Source organism: Saccharopolyspora sp. 6V, assembly GCF_020176785.1.
In the GTDB taxonomy this organism is placed as follows: Bacteria; Actinomycetota; Actinomycetes; order Mycobacteriales; family Pseudonocardiaceae; genus Saccharopolyspora_C; species Saccharopolyspora_C gregorii.
In genome coordinates, this window is the sequence record NZ_JAIUKB010000056.1 from 18,876 (window position 1) to 40,539 (window position 21,664).

The window sequence follows — 21,664 nt, forward strand, 5'->3', positions numbered from 1 at the left end:
ACCCGCCGGTACCCGTTCCGTCGCGCGGATTTCCGCTTCCACCCGGCTGCGGGCCACGGACGGACCAGCCCGGCCGGAGGGCGGCACCACGCTACGCGGCGCGCCCGGTGCCGCCGCGGCCGGTCAGGGCCTGCGCAGCGCGTCGGCTCCGCCGTAACCGCTGGACAGGACCGGTTCGGCCGGTCCGGCGACGCCCTTCTCGGAACTGCCCGCCACGCCTTCGAGCAGGTACTTGCCGAGCTGCGCCTCTTCCGGCAGCGGGATCGGGTAGTTCCCGTCGAAGCAGGCCGCGCACAACCGGGTGCGCGGCTGCTCCGTGGCGGTGACCAGCCCGTCCAGCGACACGTAGCCGAGCGAGTCGGCACCGATGGAGCGGCGGATGCCGTCGGTGTCGGTGCCGCTGGCGATGAGCTCCGCGCGGGAGGCGAAGTCGATGCCGTAGAAGCACGGCCACTTCACCGGCGGCGAGGCGATCCGGACGTGCACCTCGATCGCCCCGGCCTCGCGCAGCATCCGCACCAGGGCGCGCTGGGTGTTGCCGCGCACGATCGAGTCGTCCACGACCACCAGGCGCTTGCCGCGGATGACCTCGCGCAGCGGGTTCAGCTTCAACCGGATCCCGAGCTGCCGGATGGTCTGCGACGGCTGGATGAAGGTGCGCCCCACGTAGGAGTTCTTCACCAGCCCGTTGCCGTAGTCGATGCCGGAGGCCTGCGCGTAACCGATCGCCGCGGGCGTGCCGGACTCCGGCACCGGGATGACCAGGTCGGCCTCGACGGGGTGCTCGCGGGCCAGCTTGCGGCCGATCTCCACCCGGGTGCTGTTCACCGAGCGGCCGGAGATCGTGGTGTCCGGACGGGCCAGGTAGACGTACTCGAAGATGCAGCCCTTCGGCTTGGGGTGCGCGAAGTGCTGCGAGCGGAGGCCGTCGGCGTCGATGGCGAGCAGCTCGCCCGGCTCGACCTCGCGGACGAAGGACGCACCGACGATGTCCAGCGCCGCGGTCTCGCTGGCCACGACCCAGCCGCGCTCCAGCCTGCCCAGCACCAGCGGGCGCACGCCCTGCGGGTCGCGGGCGGCGTACAGCGTCGACTCGTCGGAGAAGACCATGGAGAACGCGCCGGACACGGTGGGGAACAGGTCCATCGCGGCCTGCTCGATGCCCTTGTCCGCGGCGTGCGCGGCGAGCAGCCCGCACACCAGGTCGGAGTCGGTGGTGGCGCGGTCGCACGCGGAGGCCGGGGAGGAGCTGTTCGCGGACACGGTGTCGACGCCCTCGGCGACGACCCGCTCGCGCAGCTCCGCGGTGTTCACCAGGTTGCCGTTGTGGCCCAGCGCGAGACCACTGCCGGAGGCGGTGGTGCGGAAGGTCGGCTGGGCGTTCTCCCAGCTCGCGCCGCCCGTCGTGGAGTAGCGGTTGTGCCCGACGGCGACGTGGCCGCGCAGCGAGGCGAGCACCTGCTCGTCGAACACCTGGCTGACCAGGCCCAAGTCCTTGTAGACCAGCACCTGCGAGCCGTCGCCGACGGCGATGCCCGCGGCTTCCTGGCCGCGGTGCTGGAGGGCGAACAGCCCGTAGAAGGTCAGCTTCGCGACCTCCTCGCCAGGAGCCCACACACCGAAGACCCCGCACTCCTCGTGCGGCACGTCCTGTTCGAACGGATCGGCGGGCGGTTCGGGGGCGCCGCCCGAACCGGGAGCGCTGGAGGTAGCGGGAACACTGCCGTCTGGCCGGTCGAAGACCACCGAGAACTCCCTGGAGGACGGAGTCGGAGTTACGCCTCAGTGTAAACGGGCGTCGAAGGCCGGATGACCGGCCGCCTCCGCGAACCACGACGAGCACCCCCGTTGAGCAGGACTTTCGACGAGGGCGTGCCACCGGTGTGAACCCGGTCATCGCGGTGGCCACCCCCGTCCGCACCCGCCCGCTCACCCGAGGTGGCCGCGCGGGCAGCACTCGCAGCGGGCGTTGCGCCGACCGGTCCTCGGGCGGCCGCCGATCGGAGCAGCGCCCCCGGCCGTTCGGCCCGCGGGCCGAGTTCCCCGGGCCTGCGGCTAGAAACGTCGCCATGACCTCACGCAGCGACAGCGCCCGGGCCGAGCACATCGCCTCGGTGCTGCGCGAACGGATCTACGGCTCCATCGCCTGCCTGAGCACGCTGCTGGTGCTCGTGCGGCATCCCGGCGAGCACGTGGAGCCGTGGACGGCGGTGCTGGACGTGGTGGTGGCCACGGGCGGGCTGTGGGCGGCGAGCCTGCTCTCCGAGTACGTCGCGCACCTCGCCGTGCGGGAAGTGGTGGCGGAACCGCTGCACCCGGCGCGGATGCTGCGCACCTCCGGGCAGATCCTGCAGGCCGCGGTGCTGCCGGTGCTGCTGCTGGTCGGCTCGGCGCTGGGCCGGGTGCCGTTCGCGGTGGCGACGTGGACGAGCATCTGGTTCCTGGTCGCCACGATGGGCGTGTTCGCGGTGCTCGCGGTGCGGCGCACGCGGTTGCCGTGGTGGAAGCGCGCGGTGCTCGTCCTGGTTCTCATCGGGCTGGGCCTGCTGGTCGTGCTGCTGAAGTCGGCGCACTGACCGAGGACTCACTGGTGCTGCGGAGCACCGGGGTGGCGGGTTCTCCTCTTGCTCTGGTGGTCGCCGCTCAGCGGCTTCGCCGCTGACAGGGGAACGACCGAGGACCCGTCGGCAGGCTCACAGGCAGGCGGCGAGGTTCCGCCACCCCAGTGCTCCACAACAAGAGCCGGAAAGAATTCGGTCAAGACGCGCGGACCAGGGGGAGCCACGCGGTGAGGTCGGCCCGGGACCCGGAGGCGCTGACCCGGCCGTCCTCGACCGCGGTGGCGAAGTCCAGCTCACCGGTGGCCAGCAGCAGCCAGGTGCGCGGATCGGTCTCGATCACGTTCGGCGGGGTGCCGCGGGTGTGCTCGGGGCCTGCGACGCACTGCACGGCGGCGTACGGCGGCACCCGCACCTCGACGGTGCGGCCGGGCGCGATCTCCTCCAAGGTGCGCAGGCTCGACCGGACCGCGGCCGCGGTCTCCGCGCGCGCCGGGCGCCGCGCCTCGTCGGCCAGCCACGGGGCGACCGCGTCGATCGCCGCGCGCAGTTCGTGCGGGTCGACCCGCCGACGTGGAGGCATGCGGCCAGCTTAGGACTCGCCCGGAGCTCTTCCCGAGCCCGCACCGCTGGGCCGACCGGGCGAAACCCCGGCCGGTTCCGGCCGAACGCACCGGAGGCGCACCGCGCCGTCCCTAGGCTCCGGCTCTGCTGTCGGAGGGGGCGCACCGGACGGGCGCGGCCCCTGCTGGGGACGGCACCATCCGCTGAGGGGAACCGGAATGAGCAGCATTCGCACCGCACGCCGAGCGGCGCTCACCGCCGTGGTCGTCACCGCCCTGGTGGGCAGCACCGCCGCGCAGGCCGCGCCGCCGGACGTCCAGGACGTGCTCAACGCCTACCAGGCGCAGACCGGCCCGGGCGCCGGCGTGCACGGCGGGGACCCGGCCGGGAGCTGGGAGCTGAGCGCGGGCACCGCCCAGGTGGGCACCGCCCGGCCGCTGCGCTCCACCGACCACTTCCGCGCCTACAGCCAGACCAAGACATTCACCGCCACCACCGTCCTCCAGCTGGTCGACGAGGGCTCGGTCGAGCTCGACGCGCCGATCGAGCGCTACCTGCCCGGCGTGGTCGCGGGCGTCGGCTACGACGGCGGCGCCATCACGGTCCGGCACCTGCTGCAGCACACCAGCGGGGTCCCGGCCGGACTACCCGATCCGCGACCGGGGCCGGACGGGACCTACTCGTTGGAATCCCTGGTGCGCGCGGGGCTGAGCAGTCCGCCGGTGCACGAGCCCGGCGGGGAGTTCGTGTACGCCAACACGAACTACCTGGTGCTCGGCATGCTCATCGAGCGGATCACCGGCGAGCCGGTGGGCACCGCCCTCACCGAGCGGATCATCCGGCCGCTGGGGCTGGCGGACACCACGTACCCCGCGGCGGGCGACCGGTCCGTGCCGGAACCGCGGGTCAACGGGTACCGCGGCGGGCGGGTGCCGCCGTTCGACCTGTGGTTCGACGTCACGACGAACTCGGAGCCGTCCCGGTCCGCGACCTCCGGCGCGATCATCTCCACGCAGCGGGACCTGGTGCGGTTCTACCGGGCGCTGCTCGACGGCGAGCTCACCTCGCCCGCCGCGCTCGCCGAGATGAAGCGGACGGTGCCGATCCCGGAGGGCGGCGGCAACGCGGCCGGCCTCGGGCTGATCAGCAGGCCGCTGGCCTGCGGCGGGGCGGCCTGGGGGCACAGCGGTTCCGGCGAGGGCTACCTCTCGCTCACCGAGGTGACCGAGGACGGCGGGAACGCCTCGGTGCTGACCAACGCGCAGATCGACTCGCCGCTGCTGGCGGAGGTGACCGGTTCGGCGTTGTGCGGCTGATCCGCCGCGGCCCGTTCGCCGGACGCGGCGGGCGGGCCGTCCGGTCAGAGCCAGCCGAGCTTGACGGCCTGCATCCCCGCCTGGAACCGGGTTTCGACGCCGAGTCGGGCGATCAGTTCGCGCACCCGCCGGTGGGCGGTGCGGGCGCTGAAGCCCATCAGCCTGCCGATCGTGTCGTCGGTGGCGCCGGAGGCCAGCAGCGACAGGATCCAGCGCTCCTCCTCGGAGGGCTGGTCGTCGCCGACGAGCCGTTCCTGCTCGGAGGTGAACGGGGCGGCGAACCGCCACATGTCCTCGAAGATGCGCATCACCGCGACGAGCATGGCGGAGCTGCGGATCACCACCGCGCTCTCGACCGTGTGCTCCGTGGTGGTCAGCGGCAGCAGCGCCACCTCGTTGTCCACCACGATCATCTTCGTCGGCGCCACGTGCACCACGCGGGCCTGCTCGCCGAGCGCCACCAGCCGCGAGGTCAGCTCCAGCTGCGGGGAGCGGGCGAGCGCCGAGCGGTCGTAGAGCACCTGGTAGGCGACGCCCTCGGCGAGCTTGCGGGATTCCAGCGAGTCCAGCGATCCGGTGGCGGCGTAGGGCGGTTTCGCGACGCCCTGCACGAGTTCGGTGGCGCTGCGCTGGAGTTCGTAGGCGGCCCAGCCGACGCGGCGGGCCCCGTGCACGACCTGGAGCACTCCGCCCGAGCCGCCCGCCTGGGCCTTGGCCGGGCGGGCGACGGAAACGACGGCTTCGCGCGCTTCGACCTGGGAGCGCACCGCGCGTTCCGCGTCGGTCGCCGCGGGCCTGGTCCGGCCGGGCAGCTCCGACGTGGTCGGTTGTGCGCGCTCAGGCGCCTCGGTGTATCCGGATAACACGGCACACCCCTTCGTGACGTGCCTTCGCGGGCGGGGCCCAGTCGATCTTGGTCTGGACCAGTTCCGCGAGAGGCAGCGAGCGGCCCCCTCGATCGATACCGTAACCAGCTTGAGATCGTCCCGGGAACCCACTTTTGCCGTAGGGCACCGCTCAACCTTTGTCGAACACCATTCGGCGGTCGCGGCCCCTCCGCTGAACGTGCCAACCCGCGGCGCGCACCGGTCCCCGCCTCCGGCGCGGAGGCGGGGACCGGTCCGATCAACTCACAGCTCGCCGGTCTGCAGCAGGTCGGCGATCGTGCCGGACGGGGCGCCGCCGATGACGTCCGCCGACGCGGAACCCTGCAACCCGCTGATCACGTCCGCGGGCGCGGCGCCCGCGTTCGCCGCCAGGTGCAGCGCCGCGACCCCGGCCACGTGCGGGCTGGCCATCGAGGTGCCGCTGAACGTCGCGGTCCCGCCACCGGGCGCGAGCGACACGATGTCCACGCCGGGGGCGTAGCCCTCGACGGTGGCGCCGAAGTTGGTGAACTCGGCGGAGGCGTCGGTCTCGTCGGAGGCCGCCGTGGTGAACACGCCCTCCGCGCTGGCCGGGGAGACGTTCTCGGCGTCCTGCGCCTCGTTGCCCGCCGCGACCGCCAGGAACACGCCCTCGTCGACCAGGCCCGTGGCGGCCTCGTTGAGCGCCGGATCCTTGCTGCCGCCCAGCGACAGGTTCGCCACCGCGGGACCGTCGGCGTCCTGGGCGACCCAGTCCAGCCCGGCGATGATGTCCGCGGTGGTGCCGCTGCCGTTGTCGTCGAGGACCTTCACCCCGACCAGGTCGGCGCCCTTGGCCACGCCGTAGGTCGCGGACCCGATGGTGCCCGCCACGTGGGTGCCGTGGCCGTGCCCGTCGGCACCGTCGCCGCCGGTCGCGTCGAAGCCGATCGACGCGCGGCCCTCGAAGTCCGGGTGGGTCGGGTCGATGCCGGTGTCGACGATGTAGGCCGTCACGCCCGCACCGGTGCCGTTCGGCGCGTAGTTCCCGTCGAGCGGCAGGTTCGGCTGGTCCAACCGGTCCAGGCCCCACGAACCGACCTCGGCGGGCCGCTGCGGCTGCTCGACCTGGATGCGGAAGTTCTGCGACACGCCTTCCACGTCGTGGCTCGCGCGCACCGCCCGCAGCTGCTCGGGGGTCAGCTCCGCGGAGAACCCGGTCAGGCTGTGCGTGTAGAGGTGGTCGGTGCGCACGCCGAGCTCGGCGGCGACCGCGGCCGGGTCCTGCCCGTCCTGGAGATCGACGACGTAGGAGTCGGCGGCGCCGTCCGCGGACAGCACCGCCGCTTCGGGGTGCAAGGTCAGCGGGGCGAGCGTCGGCGCCGCGAACGCCGGGGCACCGGCGAACACGAGCGCGGCCGCGGTGATTCCCGCTCCGGCCAACCTGCTTCGGGAGAGCATTTTCGTCATGGTCCCTCTTCCTTCAGCGCCGCCCGGGTGAGGCCGAACGGCGATCTGATGGTGCAAAACGGAACGTAAGCCACGGGGACAAGCGGATTTGCGCACTTGGCGATTAGTGGTCAAACCCTTGCGCGGACGTGGGAGCACCATTCAACGGCGCAGGCCGGAAAATCGTCAACACCCTTCCCACCTGCGACTTCAATGCCCGTTCGACGCTCAGCGCACCGCATTCGCCATTTCCCCCGAATTGGTTCGCAAGACTGGCGGCGCACCGGCGAGCGGATGAGCCGGCGAGCACGCAGCGCGCAGAATGAGCGGCGGGGAGCGGCCCGTTCACCCCGATGGCGGCACGAATCGGCCCCCGGCGGCGGTCTCGAAAAGGAGATTCCCCCGCTCGTTGCGCCATTCGGGGAGGCCTCGGAAGAATGCGCTGCGCGGTCCCGGGAACGGAGTGCATTTCCCAGCGGGTGGACGCGTCACACCTCGGATCGCGCCGGGATGGCGCCGGGAACGCGCCCGTATCCGTACCGGATCCGCATCGGATTCCGCACCGGGATCGCGCCCGGGGATCAGGTCGCGGCGACCCAGCGGCGGAGCTTGAGCCGCACCGCCTCCACGTACTCCTGCGGCAGCTCGCCCTCCGCGACGACCTGGTCCGCGTCCGGCGCGGCCGGTTCGGCGGGGGCCACCCCGTACTCCAGGCCGTAGTACAGGTACAGCGCGTGCTCCTGCTCCAGCAGCAGGTCGCCGTCGTCGAGCCGCACGTGCGGCGCGTGGCGCACCGTGTCCTTGAGCACCGAGACGGTGAGCGTGTCCCCGTCGAACGCGGCGCCCTCCAGCGGGACGAAGCTCTCGTTGGTGCCGAACAGGCCGGTCTGCACGGTGATCCACGCGGGTTGTTCGGTGGTCTCGTCGAGGAACAGCTGCCCGACGATGCCGATGCGGTGCCCCGCCGGGTCGAAGACCTCGCACCCGAACAGGTGCAGTGCTTCCCGCTGACCGATCATGCCGACCGCCTCCCCGAACTCGCCGCCCGCCCAGTCTGCCCCGCCCGCGACCGGACCGGCACCTCGGAAAGATGGATCCGCGACCAGCGTCACCGGTCCCGGAACATCGCCGGAACCCCTTGCCGCGGCGGCGAATCCGTGATCGGCCACCGCGCGACCCGGCACCGTCCTGCCGGGATGGACGGACCCGCCAGGTGATCCACCCGGCACCGGCCGGTAGAACTGGGAGGCTCGATGGGTACACCTCGCACGGGCGAGGAACCCGCGGGATCGGCGACGATCGCGCCGGCCGCGTCCGGTCGAGCTCCACCACCCAGCCGACGAAGGACGCCAGCGCCATGTCAGAGCAACCCGACCGCCCCGGACCGCCGCCGATCACCGACGAGATGCGGGAGCAGGCCAGGCAGACTCCGAACAGCTGGCTCTACATCGTCGACCCCGGCTACCAGGAGTCCGGGGACGACGTGCCGCCGGAAGGCGTCGTGGGCGCCTTCCACATCGACGCGGACGGCGAGATCGACCCGGAGTTCCAGTACAACGACGAGTACGAGCCCTCGGATCTCACCTTCGCGCTGCCCGAACCGGTGAACGAGCTGGAGCGGGTGCTGCACCGCATCGCCACCGGCGAGGCCCCCGACACCGAGCTGGCGCCCGCGGTGCTCGCCGCCGACGTGCTGCTCTACGACCCGGAGGACGGCGCGGGCGAACCGGCCGTCTACGTCGCCGAGCTGGACGACGGCAGCCAGCTGGTCCCCGCCTGCACCTCGGCGGAGCGGGTGCCGGAGAGCTGGCCCGGTTCCCGCCGCGTGGCCGGGGGCGACCTGCCCGCGCTGCTGGACGGCCTGGACCTGGGGCTGAACCTGGACGACGCGGTGCGCGCCGTCATCCCGCACCACGTCCTCGTGGACACGGCGGCCCCCAACTGACCACCCGCCCCGGGACGACCGCCGCAGCGGAGGTGGTCGTCCGGGGCGTCGATGCCTAGCCTCGGCCAGGTGAGCGATCAACCCGTCGGCCCGCCCGGCCCCATCGAGCACTACGCCCTGCTGTCCGATCTGCGCACCGCGGCGCTCGTGGGCGTCGACGGTTCGGTGGACTGGCTGTGCCTGCCGCGCTTCGACTCGCCGTCCTGCTTCAGCCGCCTGCTCGGCGACGGCCGCGACGGGCACTGGCAGATCGTCCCGGACGAACCGGTGCGCGAGGTGCGGCGCCGCTACCGGGACAACTCGCTGGTGCTGGAGACCGAGTTCCACACCGACGGCGGCGTGCTCCGGCTGGTCGACAGCATGCCGCCGCACGAGAAGAACCAGCACGACCCGCCGTGTCTGGTGCGGATGGTGGAGGGCGTCTCCGGCGAGGTCGACGTGCGGCTGCGCTGGATCGTGCGCTTCGCCTACGGCGACTCGGTGCCGTGGGTGCGGCACGTGCGGCAGGCCGAGCCGGAACCCGACGAGTACATCCTGGCGATCGCCGGCCCGCACACCGCGGTGCTGCGCGGTGACCTGCTGCCGCAGCGGGTTCCGCACGAGCGCGCCCACGAGCTGGTGTTCACCGTGAGCGAGGGGCAGCGCCGCTCGTGGGTGATGCAGTGGTCCAGCGACCACGAGACGGTCCCGCCGCCGATGGACCCGGTGCAGGAGACGCAGGACAGCGCGGACTTCTGGCACGAGTGGACCGAGAAGATCGACTACTCCGGCCCGCACGCGGCGGCCGTGTACCGGTCGCTGGCCACGCTCAAGGCGCTCACCTACGCCCCCACCGGCGGCATCATCGCCGCCCCCACCACCTCGCTGCCGGAGGCGTTCGGCGGCAACCGGAACTGGGACTACCGCTACTGCTGGCTGCGGGACGCGACGCTGGTGCTGCTGGCGCTGGACAACTTCGGCTGCTCCGCGGAGGCGGCGGCGTGGCGGCGCTGGCTGGTGCGCGCCGTGGCGGGCGATCCGGCGGGCGTGCAGATCATGTACGGCGTGGACGGAGAGCGGCACCTGCTGGAGTGGGAGGTGGACTGGCTCGCCGGCTACCAGGGCGCGCAGCCGGTGCGCGTCGGCAACGGCGCGTTCCGCCAGCAGCAGCTCGACGTGTACGGCGAGGTGATGGACGCGCTGCACCTGGCCCGGGAGCGCGGGGTCGCGGAGAACGCCGACACCTGGGCGTTGCAGCGCGGGATGCTCCGGCACCTGGCGACGATCTGGCAGCAGCCGGACAAGGGCCTGTGGGAGGTGCGCGGACCGGACCGGCACTTCACCCATTCCCGGGTGATGGTGTGGGTGGCGTTCGACCGCGCCGTGCGGGCCGCCGAGGAGGACGGGCTGCCGGGCCCGGTGGAGCACTGGCGGGAGCTGCGCGACGAGGTGCACGCGGAGGTGCTGGCCAAGGGCTGGAACCCGGAGCTGGGCGCGTTCACCCAGTACTACGGCGGGACCACGGTGGACGCGGCGACGCTGCTCATCCCCTCGGTGGGCTTCCTGCCCGGCGACGACGAACGGGTGCGCAGCACGATCCGGGTGGTGGAGCGGGAGCTGCGCCGCGGCGTGCTGGTGGACCGGTACACGACGGGCGAGGACACCAACGAGGTCGACGGGCTCAGCGGCCGCGAGGGCTCGTTCCTGGCGTGCTCGTTCTGGCTGGTGGACGCGCTGGCGTTGAGCGGGCGGCGGGACGAGGCGGTGGCCATGTTCGACGAGCTCGTGGCGCTCGCCAACGACGTGGGGCTGTACGCCGAGGAGTTCGACGTCCACTCCGGACGGTTCACCGGGAACTTCCCGCAGGCGTTCAGCCACTTGGCGCTGGTCAATTCGGCCGCGGTCCTCCACGGCGGGCACACTCGGGGCGAGTCGAGCAGGCGCAACGGGAAGGATTCGCGGTGAAGGCGGCGACGGTGGTACCGGGAGAACCGGATTCGGTTGCGGTCTCCGAACTCCCGGAGCCCACGCCGGGCCCGGGCGAACTGCTGGTGGACGGCCTGCTGGTCGGGTCGTGCGCGACGGACCACGACGTGGCGCACGCGTCGCACGGGGCGCTGCCGCCCGGCCGGGACCGGATGGTGCTGTTCCACGAATCGCTGGGCCGGGTGCGGTACGCGCCCGCGATCAGCGGGTTCAGCGAGGGCGACCTGGTGGTGGGCGTGGTGCGCCGCCCCGACCCGCACCCGTGCCCGGCGTGCGCGGCGGGCCAGTGGGACTTCTGCCTGAACGGCGAGTTCACCGAGTGCGGCATCAAGGAGCTGGACGGGTTCGGCGCGCAGCGCTGGACCATCGAACCCCGCTTCGCGATCAAGGTGCCCGCCCGGTTGGGCGACCGCGGGGTGCTGACCGAACCGGCATCGGTGGTGGCGAAGGCGTGGGAGCAGGCCGAGCTGATCGGCCGCCGCGCCTACTACGCGCCGCGGCACGCGCTGGTCACCGGCGCGGGGGCGATCGGGCTGCTGGGGGCGCTGCTGGGCGTGCAGCGCGGGCTGGACGTGCACGTGCTGGACCAGGTGACCGACGGGCCGAAGCCGGAGCTGGTGCGGCGGCTGGGCGCGACGTACCACACCTCGATGGACGACCTGGGCTGCGAACCGGACGTGGTGATCGAGGCGACCGGCGCCGGCGAGGTGGTGTTCGAGGTGCTGCGCCGCACCGCGCGGAACGCGATCACGGTGCTCACCGGCATCGCCGGGCACGACCGGACGCTGCCGGTCCCGGCCGGCGCGATCAACGACGAGCTGGTGCTGGACAACGACGTGGTGGTGGGCAGCGTGAACGCGAACCTGCGGCACTACCAGCAGGCGGTGCGGTCGCTGTCCGACGCGGACCAGGACTGGCTGGCCGACCTGATCACCCGCCGGGTTCCGCTGGACGACTGGCCGCAGGCCCTGGACCGGAAGCCGGACGACGTGAAACCGGTGGTCGACCTGCAGGTCTGACCCCGGGAACGCGACGAGCCCGCGCCGACCTCCGGCGCGGGCTCGCGGTGTTCGCGGTGCGGATCAGAACGCGACGACGCCCTGCGGCGACGACTGGAGGGTGCCGATCTGCATGCTCTTGACCGCCATCTCCAGGGTGCCGCTCTCGCCGTTGAGGTCCTTCACGTCGACGTTCGCCTCGCCCTGCATGTCGGTGGGCTCGGCGGTGAAGCCGGAGGCGACCTGGGCGTCCGGGTCGGACTTCTCGGCGCTCACGATCTTCACGCCGGAGAAGGCGCTCTTGCCGGGCTCCAGGGTGAGGTTCTGGTCCGGGCCGGGCTCGTTGACGTTCTCGGAGGGCGCTTCGATCTTCTCGCCGGCCATGTTGGTCGGCGTGACGTCGGCCCAGCCGCCGAGCTCGCAGGACTTGTCGGAGGTGTTCTCCATCTGGAGCAGGAACATCTTGGTGCTGCCCGCGTCGGAGGGCTGCGCCTGCATGGTGAACGTGAAGTCGTCCGCCGAGCAGTTGGAGGCGGAGATGTCGTCGTGCGTGCCGCTGGCGTGGTCGTCGGTGGGGGCGAGGTCGGAGCCCATGCCCTCCTGCCCGGCCGAAGGCGCGAGGTCGGACCCCATGCCTTCCTGGCCCACCGCGGAGTTCGACGCCGCCGGGCCGCCGCAACCGGCGAGCAGCAGCGCACCGCCGACCAGTGCCGCCGCCGTGGTAGCCGTACGAGTCCGCTTCAACATCAGTTCGAACCTTCCCCTCGGGTGTGCGCCGGTGTCCCCCCGCGCTTCTCTACTCGTAAGACGTCCACCCGCTCGGCGAGTTGCGCATCCGATCGAAAAAATTCGAATCACCCGGCGAACTTCTCGGTTCGCGCAGGTGAGCGGCCCGGACCGGCCGAAGAGGACGGTGCGGAACCGTCACACGTGGTCGGCGATGAACGCTCGGATGCGCTCCGGGGAGCACGGGCGGGCGAAGAAGTAGCCCTGCCCGGTCTCGCAGCCGATCTCCGCCATCCGCCGCGCCTGGGCGTGCGTCTCGACGCCTTCGGCGGTGACGGTGAGCCCGAGGGTGTGCGCGAGGTCCACGAGGGTGCCGACGATGCGGGCGTCCACCGGATCGGCCTTCTCCGGGTCGCGCAGCCCGGACATGAACGAACCGGCGATCTTCAGCTCGTGCACCGGCAGGTGCCGCAGGTAGGCGAGGTTCGAGTAACCGGTGCCGAAGTCGTCGATGGCGATCCGCACGCCCATCTTCGTCAGCGCCCACAGCGTTTCGATGGGTTCGTCGGCGGTGCCCATCACCGCGCTCTCGGTGAGCTCCAGCTGCAGCCGGGACGGGTCGAGGTCGGTCTCGCGCAGGATCGTCTCCACGTCGGAGGCGAGGTTGGGGTCGCGGGACTGCCGCACGGCGAGGTTGACGCTGACGAACGGGGCCGCGTCGCCGAACTCGTCCTGCCACTCCTTCGCCTGCTTGCACGCCTGCCGCAGCACCCAGCGGCCCAGCGGCACGATCAGCCCGGTCTCCTCGGCGAGCGCGATGAACCGGTCCGGGCCGAGCCTGCCGAGGTCGGGGTGCCACCAGCGGGCGAGGGCTTCGACGCCGACGACGCCGTACTCGCGCAGCCCCACCAGCGGCTGGTACTCGACGTAGAACTCCTCGCGCTCCAGCGCGGCGGGCATGGTCGCCGACAGCCGGTACTGGGCGACTTCGGTGGCGTTGCGGTCCGGGTCGAACAACGCCCACTGGCCTTTGCCCTCGGCCTTGGCCCAGTACAGCGTGACGTCGGCGTCGCGCATGAGCTCGGCGGCGCTCTGGCCGTGCACGGGGCGTTCGACGATGCCGATGCTGGCGGAGACGGACAGCTCGTGGCCACCGATGCGGATGGGCTCGACGAGGGCGTCGAGGATCTCGTCGGCGATCTCGATGGCCTGCTCGGTGCTCGCGGAGTCCTCGATGAGGATGACGAACTCGTCGCCGCCCATCCGAGCGACCAGGCGGTCCTCGCCGTGCACGGACATCGCGAGCCGCTCGGACACCGCGACGAGCAGGTCGTCGCCGACGTGGTGGCCGAGGCTGTCGTTGATGACCTTGAACCCGTCCAGGTCCATGTAGCAGAGCGCGACCCGCTCGCCGTCCTGCCTGGTGCGCATCGCGGAGGTCAGCCGCTCCATGAACAGCGCCCGGTTCGGCAGCCCGGTCAGCGGGTCGTGCATCGCCTGGTGGCGCAGCCGGTCCTGGAGGAGCTTGCGGTCGGTGACGTCCTCGATCATCGCGACCTGGTACAGCGGCATGCCGTCCTCACCGCGCACCAGCGAGACGATCACGTCGGTCCAGGCGCGGCCGCCGTCGGGGCGGGTGAACTGCTTCTCCACCCGGTACTGGTCGCGCTCGCCGCGGACGAGCTCCTCGTAGAGCCGCCAGAAGCCCTCGGAGTCGGCGGGGTGCAGCAGGTCGTGCGTGGTCATCCGCTTCAGCTCCTCGGTGGGGCGCCCGAGGATGCGCCGCAGCGAGGAGTTGACCTCCAGGACCTGCCCGGCCATGTCCGCGATGCAGATGCCGATGGCGGCTTCGGCGAAGATCGCCCGGAACCGGGCCTCGCTGGTGCGCAGGGCCTGTTCGACGGCGTCGCGCGCGTCGAGCACGGCCTGCCGGATGGCTTCCTGCTCGTCGAGGGTGCGCTTGCGGGCGGCCTGGACGAACCCGGTGCACAGCGAGCCCTGCAGCGCGGCGATGCGCCGCCGCCAGCCGGGCCCGTCGTCGAGATGCAGCACGTCGAGGAACTGGTCGCCGATCAGGTCGATGGTGCGGGCGAGCGAGTCGGCGCTGGTGAAGTGCACGGCCACCAGGTCGTCGCCGACGTCCTGCGCGGCGGCCGGGTCGAACGGGTCGGAGAGCAGCGATTCGACCAGGCGCTCGGTGTAGCCGAGCAGGCGGCCTTCGACTTCGGCGCTGGTCATGGGCACGTAGCTGGTGCCCATCAAGGTCTGCGCCCAGACCGCCGCGAACCGCCTGCGGTCCGTTCTGCTCACCGCCGGCTCCGTTTCCCGGGTGTTCGGGACCGGCGTGGTCCACCCCGTCATTCCCGTGGCGCCCCTCCACTCGTGCGTCGTCGGTTCGCCCCCTCGGCCGTGGCCCGCCGGTCAGGTGCCCCGATTGCGCCCGGTGCCCGGTTCGTCCTTCGGTGGCCCGGTTGTGCCTGGTGAAGCGGGTCCCCGGAGCATACGACCGGTGGCGCTGAGCGGTCGAACCCGCATTCCCGCCCACCCAGGGTAGCCATCCGTGTCGATCCGGCAGGCCAGCAGGCCCGGCGACGGGCCGGGCCGAGGTGCCGTTCACCCGACGGTCGGGTCGGGAGCGGTCAAAACATGCGGATTCCCCTCACTCCGGCTGAGATGTCGCTCGACGTGACCGCGGCGTCCGGATTGCGCCATTCCGGTCATTCACCCACGTTCGCGCTGCGAAAGCTGAAAAACATTCGCCACACTTTCGGGCTAGGCGGACGCCCGACCCCGACACCGGCTTCGACTCTTCGAGAGGGCCACCTTCGATGACGCATTCGAGTGGACGCGCTCGCCGGCGCGGCCTGATCTCCCTACTCTCGATCACCTGGGCGTGCGCGCTGCTCGCGATCCCCGCGCACGCCGGCACATCCCCTCTCCGATCGGAGGAAGCGATGAGCACCCAGGCCGACAAGCCGGCGACCGACCACGCGATGGGCTCCCAGATCCGCAAGCACGAAGGCGGCGACGAGACCCGCGGCGCGCCAGACAAGTCCCCGCTCGCCACCGTCGAGGGCATCGACGTCAGCGGGCACCAGCAGAACGTGGACTGGCCCGCGTACTGGGGCCAGGGCAAGCGGTTCGCGTTCGTGAAGGCCACCGAGGGCACCACTTACCGGAACCCGTACTTCGCCCAGCAGTACAACGGGTCCTACGACGTCGGCATGATCCGCGGCGCCTACCACTTCGCGCTGCCGGACGTCTCCAGCGGCGCGGCGCAGGCGAACTTCTTCGTCGACCACGGCGGCGGCTGGTCGCCCGACGGCAAGACGCTGCCCGGCGCGCTGGACGTGGAGTACAACCCGTACGGCGACACCTGCTACGGGCACTCGCAGGGCTCGATGACCGCGTGGATCAAGGACTTCTCCGACACGTACTTCCACCGCACCGGCCGGTACCCGGTGATCTACACCAGCACGAACTGGTGGAACCAGTGCGCGCGCGGCGACTTCAGCTCGACGAGCCCGCTGTGGGTCGCGCGCTACGCGGGCAGCGTGGGAGCGCTGCCGTACGGCTGGGGCTTCCACACGTTCTGGCAGTACAGCTCGACGCCGATCGACCAGAACGCGTTCAACGGCGCCTACTCCCAGCTCGAAGCCATCGCTCGCGGCTGATCCGGCCCCGCCGGGAGCCGCCGGCTGCGAAGATCGCCCCGTGGACGAGTGGGGGACGCGGCGGCTGCGCCGGGCGGGACTGGCCGGGACGATCGTCGTGGCGGTGTTCGTGCTGTGCGGGGTCAGCACCGCGCTGCTGGTGTTCGACCCCCGCAGCACCGGCGCCGACGCCCTCCGCACCGGCGGACTCGCCGCCGGATCCGTCGTCGCCCTCTACGCCCTCTGGCTCAACGACCGCCGACGCCGCGTCGAGGAACGCCGCCAGGAACTCGACCAGCAGCGCCAGGAGCTCGACCGGGAGCGCTACGACCTGGAGCGCAGGCGGCAGGAGCTGGAGGACCGCCGCACCGGCCACGACCGGGACCGCGCCGACGACGAGCGCTTCGCCCGCGCCGTGGAGCTGCTCGGGCACGACGCCGACCAGGTCCGGGTCGGCGCGATGCACTCGCTGGCCGCTCTCGCCCGCACCAGGCCGCAGTACGCGCAGACCGTGCTGGACGTGCTGTGCTCCTACCTGCGCAGGCCGTTCGACCATCCGAAGTGGACTCTCCCGGAACTGCTGCCGGGCGGCGACCTCCCCGAGATCGCACCGGAGCTGGAGCGGGAGCGGCACGCGCGGCAGACCGCGCAGCGGCTCGTCGTCGCACTGCTGCCGCACCGGGACACCCCGGACGCACCGATCCACGACCTGGACCTGACCCGCGCCTGGCTGGAGCGGTTCTCCCTCGAAGACCGCATCGTCGGGCGCATCGCCGCCTACCGCTGCCGCTTCCGGCACACCACGGTCTTCAGCGGTGCGGTGTTCCGCGGCGGCGTGCACCTGCGGGACTCGGTGTTCCTCGGGCGGATCCGGGCCACCGACGTCGAGTTCGCGGGGCCGGTGGAGCTGCGCGGCGCTCGGACCGTCGCACCCTGCGACTTCGCCCGGTCGGTGTTCCGCGGATCGGTGGACTGCAAGCGGCTCACGGGCGAGCAGCGGTGGTACGTGCGCGACGCCCGCTTCGACGGGGCGGTGGACCTGCGGTCGGCGCGGCTGATCGGCGGCCTGGACCTCGGCGGCACCGCCCCGCCCGTCGAACTGCGCGCCGAGGAGTCCCGGGTCGCCCCCGTCTCCCACCTCAACGGCTGGGACCTGACGGCCTCCCCCGAGCAGCCACCGCGCGCCGGGTCGTGACAGCGGACCGGCAGGACTCGCGAGGAGCCTCGCGGTTCCACCGGGGCCCACCCGCGGGGGCGGCCCACGTCGAGTCGGGGGAGTGCCGTGCCGGGACCATCGCGCCGTTACGCACTCCGCAGCGGGCCCTACGCTGCTCGGGGTGATCAAGCGGGCGCTCGCCGACGAGTCGTTCCACGAAGCCACCTCGGGCGGGTTCTACGTGGCCCCGCGGCCGAACGAGCCGTGCGGTAGGGGTGAGCGGGGGCGCACCTGAGTGGTGCGCCCCCGCTCCCGCCTCCCTGGCGCGGGCCGGGTCGGGGTTTCCGGCGCCGCGACCGGCGGGAGGCCTGCCCGGGACGGGAACGGGACGGGGAGAGGGGTCCCGTCCGACCCGGGAGTCTTCAACAGAACAGGTTCGGTGCCAGGCCCCGGGAATTCGACCGAACAGGTTCGGTGTCAGGCCCCGGGGAGTCCGGCCGAACAGGTTCGGCTCGGATCTCAGCGGTTCAGCCGAACAGACCCGGCTCGGGCCTCGGGAGCTCGGCGCGCAGCACCTCGTTGCAGGCGGTGCAGGTCGGGGCCACCACCCAGTCCTGTTCGGACGGATCGGAAGCCAACTCCACCCCGGCACCGCACACCGACACCGCACTCGACTCACCGCACCACCGACGACCCCGGAACGCATGCCGCACGGAATCCCCACCAGGACGCCAGAAATGCCGCTCAACCATCACCCACCGCCACGCACTCCCGGCAGGCGTCCCGATCGAACACACCGTCCGGACACGCACCCCGCCGCAGGTGCACCGGCCCGTACACGAACACCCCGCACCACGCCGGCAACGCACCACCATCGGACCGCCGCACCCCGTGCCACCGCGAATCCACCGGCCCGCACGACGCGGCCCAGATCGGAACAGCCATCGGACCACCTCCTGGTTTCCGCAAACAATGCCAGTTTCAGAAACTGGTGTCCATGATCCGATAGGGGGACATCGTTCGTGATCGCCGAGCCGATCTAGGCTCGGCGCATGGCGAGTGGTGCGCGACAACGTGCTCTGGCGGCCGAAATCCGCGACGCGCGCAAGAAGTCCGGCTGGGAAGCCCAAGCGGTGGCGCAGCGCCTCGGCTGGTCGAAGGCCACCATGTCGCGCGTGGAGAGCGGCGCCCGCGCTATCACCGAAGCGGACCTCGCCGCCATCCTCGCGATCATCGGGGTGACCGGGACGGAGCGCGACCGGCTGCTGGGGATGGCGCACGACCTGCACCAACCGGGTTGGTGGGAAACCACGTCCTCGGGGCTGTCGAGCCAGCTCACCGCCGTTCTCGGATTCGAGCGGGACGCCCGCCGCATCACCGAGCTGAACATCACCGTCGTCCCGGGCTTGTTGCAGACGGCCGCGTACACGCGGGCGCTCATGCTGGGTGGTGGCGTGTCCGAAGCCGATGCCGAAACCCGCGTCGCCGTCCGGCTCGGGCGGCAGGACGTCATCACGCGCCGACGTGTTCCGGCGGAATTGGTCGCGCTGATCGACGAAGTCGTCCTGCTCCGGCCGGTCGGACCGCACGACGTGATGGCCGAGCAGCTCCGCCACCTCGTCGAGATGGCGAGCCTTCCGAACGTCACCATCCAGGTCTTGCCGCTAGGCGTCCATCCCGGAATCGACGGCACGTTCGTCTTCTACGAGTACGCCAAGGCTCCTTCCATCGTCCACGTGGAACATCACCGCTCCAGCGCCTTCCTGGACGAACCTGAAGATGTTTCCGCTTACCGCACGCTGCGGGATACCGTTCTCACCTGCGCGCTCGACGTCGACGAATCCGTCGAGGTCTTGAGCAGCTACGAACGCAAGTGGGACGAGGAGAGATCGTGACCTCCAGCGAGATCAGCGGATGGCGCACCAGCACGCGGACCTCCGCGACGCAGACCTGCGTGGAAGTCGGCGGGGCGCCGGGGATCGCGGGCGTGCGGGACACGAAGGACCGCGACGGCGGGACCCTCCGCATCGACTCCGCCCGCTGGGCGGCGTTCCTCACCGCGATCGGCTCCGGCCGCTACGACCGCTGATCGTCCGACGGCCCGTTCGACCGGCCCGACCGAGCGAACGAGCCGCGCCCACGACGCGGAACGGCCCGCCGCCCCTGGTCGGGGTGGCGCCCCGTCCGGGTGGGAACGTCAGCCGAAGAGCGCCGGGAGGGTGCCCTCCCACGCCTCGCGGAGCTCCGCGAGCGGGATCTCGGCGATGTCCTGGATGTCCAGGCTCGACGTGCCCGCGTCGGCGACGCCGACCTTCGCGCACGGCAACTCGCGCGCCGCGCACATCTCGGTGAACCGCAGCTCCTCGCTGCGCGGCACCGCCACCAGCACGCGGCCCGCCGACTCGGAGAACAGCGCGACGAACGGGTCCACGCCCTCCGGCAGCACCACGCGGGCACCGCACTCGCCGACCAGCGCCGTCTCGACCAGCGCCTGCGCCAGCCCGCCCTCGGACAGGTCGTGCGCGGCGGAGATCATGCCGTCGCGGGAACCGGCCAGCAGCACGTCGGCCAGCAGCTTCTCCCGGGCCAGGTCCACCTTCGGCGGGGTGCCGCCGAGGTGGTCGTGGGCGACGCGCGCCCACTCCGAACCGCCGAACTCCTCGCGGGTGTCCCCGAGCAGCAGCAGCGTCTCGCCCTCCTCGCCACCGATGCCGGTGGGGATGCGGCGGGTGACGTCGTCGATCGTGCCGAGCACGCCGACCACCGGCGTCGGCAGGATCGGCTGGCTGCCGGTCTGGTTGTAGAAGCTGACGTTGCCGCCCGTCACCGGGATGCCCAGCTCCGCGCAGCCGTCCGCCAGCCCCTGCACCGCCTGCTGGAACTGCCACATCACGCCCGGGTCCTCCGGCGAACCGAAGTTCAGGCAGTTCGTCACCGCCATCGGGGTCGCCCCCGTGGTGGCCACGTTGCGGTACGCCTCGGCCAGCGCCAGCTGCGCACCCGCGTACGGGTCCAGCCGCGTGTAGCGGGCGTTGCAGTCGGTGGCGACGGCGATGCCGCGGCCCGTCTCCTCGTCGATGCGCAGCACGCCGCCGTCCGAGGGCTGGGCCAGCACCGTGTTGCCCCGCACGTAGCGGTCGTACTGGCTGGTGACCCACTCGCGGGAGCACAGGTTCGGCGACGCCGCCATCGTCAGCAGCGTCTCCCGCAGCTCGTCCGGGGTGGACGGGCGGGCGAGGGTGTTCGCGTTGTCCGCGGCGATCAGGTCCTGCTCACCGGGGCGCTGCACCGGCCGCTCGTACACCGGGCCCTGGTGGGCGACGGTGCGCGGCGGCACGTCCACGACCAGCTCGTCGTGCCAGTAGATCTCCAGGTTCTCGCCGTCGGTGACCTCGCCGATCACCGTCGCGAGCACGTCCCACTTCGCGCACACCGCCATGAACTCGTCCACGCGGGACGGTTCGACGACGGCGCACATGCGCTCCTGGGATTCGCTGGAGAGGACCTCCGCCGGGTTCATGCCCGACGCGCGCAGCGGCACCCGGTCCAGGTCCACGCGCATCCCGCCGTCACCGGCCGAGGCCAGCTCCGAGGTCGCGCAGGACAGGCCGGCGCCGCCCAGGTCCTGGATGCCCACGACCAGACCCGAGTGGTACAGGTCCAGGCAGCACTCGATCAGCACCTTCTCGGTGAACGGGTCGCCGACCTGCACGCTCGGGAGCTTCTTGCGGCCCGTGCCGCCCTCGGCGTCGTCGAAGGTCTCCGACGCCAGCACCGAGACACCGCCGATGCCGTCCAGGCCCGTGCGGGCACCGAACAGGATGATCTTGTTGCCGGTGCCGGAGGCGTGCGCGAGGTGCAGGTCCTCGGTCTTCATCACGCCGACGCACATCGCGTTCACCAGCGGGTTGCCCGCGTAGGACTCGTCGAACACGACCTCGCCGCCGATGTTCGGCAGCCCCAGGCAGTTCCCGTAGCCGCCGACCCCGGCCACCACGCCCGGCAGCACCCGGCGGGTGTCCGGCGCGTCCGCCGGGCCGAAGCGCAGCGGGTCCGCCACCGCGACCGGGCGGGCGCCCATCGCCATGATGTCGCGGACGATGCCGCCGACACCCGTGGCCGCGCCCTGGTACGGCTCCACGTACGACGGGTGGTTGTGCGACTCCAGCTTGAACGTGACCGCCCAGCCGTCGCCGATGTCCACCACGCCCGCGTTCTCGCCGATGCCGGCGAGCATCTTCTCCCGCATCTCCGGCGTCGTGGTCTCGCCGAAGTACTTCAGGTGCACCTTCGAGGACTTGTACGAGCAGTGCTCGCTCCACATCACCGAGTACATCGCCAGTTCGGCGTCGGTGGGGCGGCGGCCCAGGATCTCCTTGATCCGCTCGTACTCGTCGTCCTTCAGGCCCAGCTCGCGGTACGGCTGCGCCAGGTCCGGCGAGGACTTCGCGATGCCCACCGTGTCCAGCTCCGGCCGGGACTCCACCGG

General features: G+C 72.0%; 18 protein-coding genes. 9 read left to right on the forward strand and 9 right to left on the reverse strand.

The features are described from left to right. Positions 1-123: 123 nt before the first annotated feature. Complete coding sequence (purF, locus tag LCD35_RS12355; protein WP_224958060.1) at positions 124-1,647, reverse strand: amidophosphoribosyltransferase; 1,524 nt, start codon at positions 1,645-1,647, stop codon at positions 124-126. Between the two features lie 422 nt (positions 1,648-2,069). On the opposite strand from purF, the gene LCD35_RS12360 reads away from it, so the two are divergent. Next, complete coding sequence (locus tag LCD35_RS12360; RefSeq protein WP_224958012.1) at positions 2,070-2,576, forward strand: hypothetical protein; 507 nt, start codon at positions 2,070-2,072, stop codon at positions 2,574-2,576. 181 nt (positions 2,577-2,757) lie between these two features. Here the strand turns inward: LCD35_RS12360 and LCD35_RS12365 are convergent, their stop codons facing one another. Next, positions 2,758-3,141 (reverse strand): sterol carrier family protein, encoded by a 384-nt coding sequence (locus tag LCD35_RS12365; protein WP_224958013.1) that lies wholly within the window; start codon positions 3,139-3,141, stop codon positions 2,758-2,760. A gap of 199 nt (positions 3,142-3,340) precedes the next feature. On the opposite strand from LCD35_RS12365, the gene LCD35_RS12370 reads away from it, so the two are divergent. Next, on the forward strand, positions 3,341-4,438 hold the full coding sequence (locus LCD35_RS12370) for a serine hydrolase (RefSeq protein ID WP_224967709.1): 1,098 nt from the start codon (positions 3,341-3,343) through the stop codon (positions 4,436-4,438). 44 nt (positions 4,439-4,482) lie between these two features. Here LCD35_RS12370 and LCD35_RS12375 read toward each other — a convergent pair whose 3' ends face one another. The 3 genes from LCD35_RS12375 to LCD35_RS12385 form a co-directional block, all read right to left on the reverse strand. Further along, positions 4,483-5,304 carry a DNA-binding response regulator gene (locus tag LCD35_RS12375; protein WP_225044223.1) on the reverse strand — a complete coding sequence of 274 codons (822 nt, stop codon included), beginning with the start codon at positions 5,302-5,304 and terminating at the stop codon, positions 4,483-4,485. Between the two features lie 264 nt (positions 5,305-5,568). Beyond that, positions 5,569-6,753 (reverse strand): S8 family peptidase, encoded by a 1,185-nt coding sequence (locus LCD35_RS12380; RefSeq protein WP_225044224.1) that lies wholly within the window; start codon positions 6,751-6,753, stop codon positions 5,569-5,571. Positions 6,754-7,313: 560 nt separating this feature from the next. After that, complete coding sequence (locus tag LCD35_RS12385; RefSeq protein ID WP_224958019.1) at positions 7,314-7,751, reverse strand: PRC-barrel domain-containing protein; 438 nt, start codon at positions 7,749-7,751, stop codon at positions 7,314-7,316. 338 nt (positions 7,752-8,089) lie between these two features. Here LCD35_RS12385 and LCD35_RS12390 point away from each other — a divergent pair, with 338 nt between their 5' ends. The 3 genes from LCD35_RS12390 (at position 8,090) to LCD35_RS12400 (ending at position 11,661) form a co-directional block, all read left to right on the forward strand. Next, the gene (locus LCD35_RS12390) at positions 8,090-8,677 is read left to right on the forward strand and encodes a type VII secretion system-associated protein (RefSeq protein ID WP_224958021.1); all 588 of its coding nucleotides are present in this window, start codon (positions 8,090-8,092) and stop codon (positions 8,675-8,677) included. Positions 8,678-8,746: 69 nt separating this feature from the next. After that, a complete protein-coding gene (locus LCD35_RS12395) occupies positions 8,747-10,621 on the forward strand; it encodes a glycoside hydrolase family 15 protein (protein ID WP_224958023.1) in 1,875 nt (624 codons plus the stop codon). Further along, positions 10,618-11,661 carry a glucose 1-dehydrogenase gene (locus LCD35_RS12400; protein ID WP_224958025.1) on the forward strand — a complete coding sequence of 348 codons (1,044 nt, stop codon included), beginning with the start codon at positions 10,618-10,620 and terminating at the stop codon, positions 11,659-11,661. Before LCD35_RS12395 ends, LCD35_RS12400 begins: the two co-directional genes overlap by 4 nt. A gap of 63 nt (positions 11,662-11,724) precedes the next feature. On the opposite strand, the gene LCD35_RS12405 is transcribed toward LCD35_RS12400, so the two are convergent. Together LCD35_RS12405 and LCD35_RS12410 are read right to left on the reverse strand one after the other, a co-directional pair. Then, positions 11,725-12,387 (reverse strand): DUF4232 domain-containing protein, encoded by a 663-nt coding sequence (locus LCD35_RS12405; RefSeq protein WP_224967707.1) that lies wholly within the window; start codon positions 12,385-12,387, stop codon positions 11,725-11,727. Positions 12,388-12,564: 177 nt separating this feature from the next. Next, positions 12,565-14,676 (reverse strand): EAL domain-containing protein, encoded by a 2,112-nt coding sequence (locus LCD35_RS12410; protein ID WP_224958027.1) that lies wholly within the window; start codon positions 14,674-14,676, stop codon positions 12,565-12,567. Between the two features lie 644 nt (positions 14,677-15,320). On the opposite strand from LCD35_RS12410, the gene LCD35_RS12415 reads away from it, so the two are divergent. Further along, positions 15,321-16,040: a lysozyme gene (locus LCD35_RS12415; protein ID WP_224967705.1), complete on the forward strand. Its 720-nt coding sequence runs from the start codon at positions 15,321-15,323 to the stop codon at positions 16,038-16,040. Between the two features lie 40 nt (positions 16,041-16,080). Then, positions 16,081-17,214: a pentapeptide repeat-containing protein gene (locus LCD35_RS12420; protein ID WP_225044225.1), complete on the forward strand. Its 1,134-nt coding sequence runs from the start codon at positions 16,081-16,083 to the stop codon at positions 17,212-17,214. 705 nt (positions 17,215-17,919) lie between these two features. Here the strand turns inward: LCD35_RS12420 and LCD35_RS12425 are convergent. Continuing rightward, positions 17,920-18,120, reverse strand: coding sequence for a hypothetical protein (locus LCD35_RS12425; RefSeq protein ID WP_224958030.1), 201 nt, complete (start codon positions 18,118-18,120; stop codon positions 17,920-17,922). 107 nt (positions 18,121-18,227) lie between these two features. On the opposite strand from LCD35_RS12425, the gene LCD35_RS12430 reads away from it, so the two are divergent. Together LCD35_RS12430 and LCD35_RS12435 are read left to right on the forward strand one after the other, a co-directional pair. Next, the gene (locus LCD35_RS12430; protein WP_225044226.1) at positions 18,228-19,070 is read left to right on the forward strand and encodes a helix-turn-helix transcriptional regulator; all 843 of its coding nucleotides are present in this window, start codon (positions 18,228-18,230) and stop codon (positions 19,068-19,070) included. Beyond that, positions 19,067-19,264, forward strand: a complete 198-nt coding sequence (locus LCD35_RS12435; RefSeq protein WP_225044227.1) for a DUF397 domain-containing protein — start codon at positions 19,067-19,069, stop codon at positions 19,262-19,264. Before LCD35_RS12430 ends, LCD35_RS12435 begins: the two co-directional genes overlap by 4 nt. A 108-nt stretch (positions 19,265-19,372) precedes the next feature. Here the strand turns inward: LCD35_RS12435 and purL are convergent, their stop codons facing one another. Beyond that, the gene (purL, locus tag LCD35_RS12440; protein WP_224958062.1) at positions 19,373-21,661 is read right to left on the reverse strand and encodes a phosphoribosylformylglycinamidine synthase subunit PurL; all 2,289 of its coding nucleotides are present in this window, start codon (positions 21,659-21,661) and stop codon (positions 19,373-19,375) included. Positions 21,662-21,664: the final 3 nt, after the last annotated feature.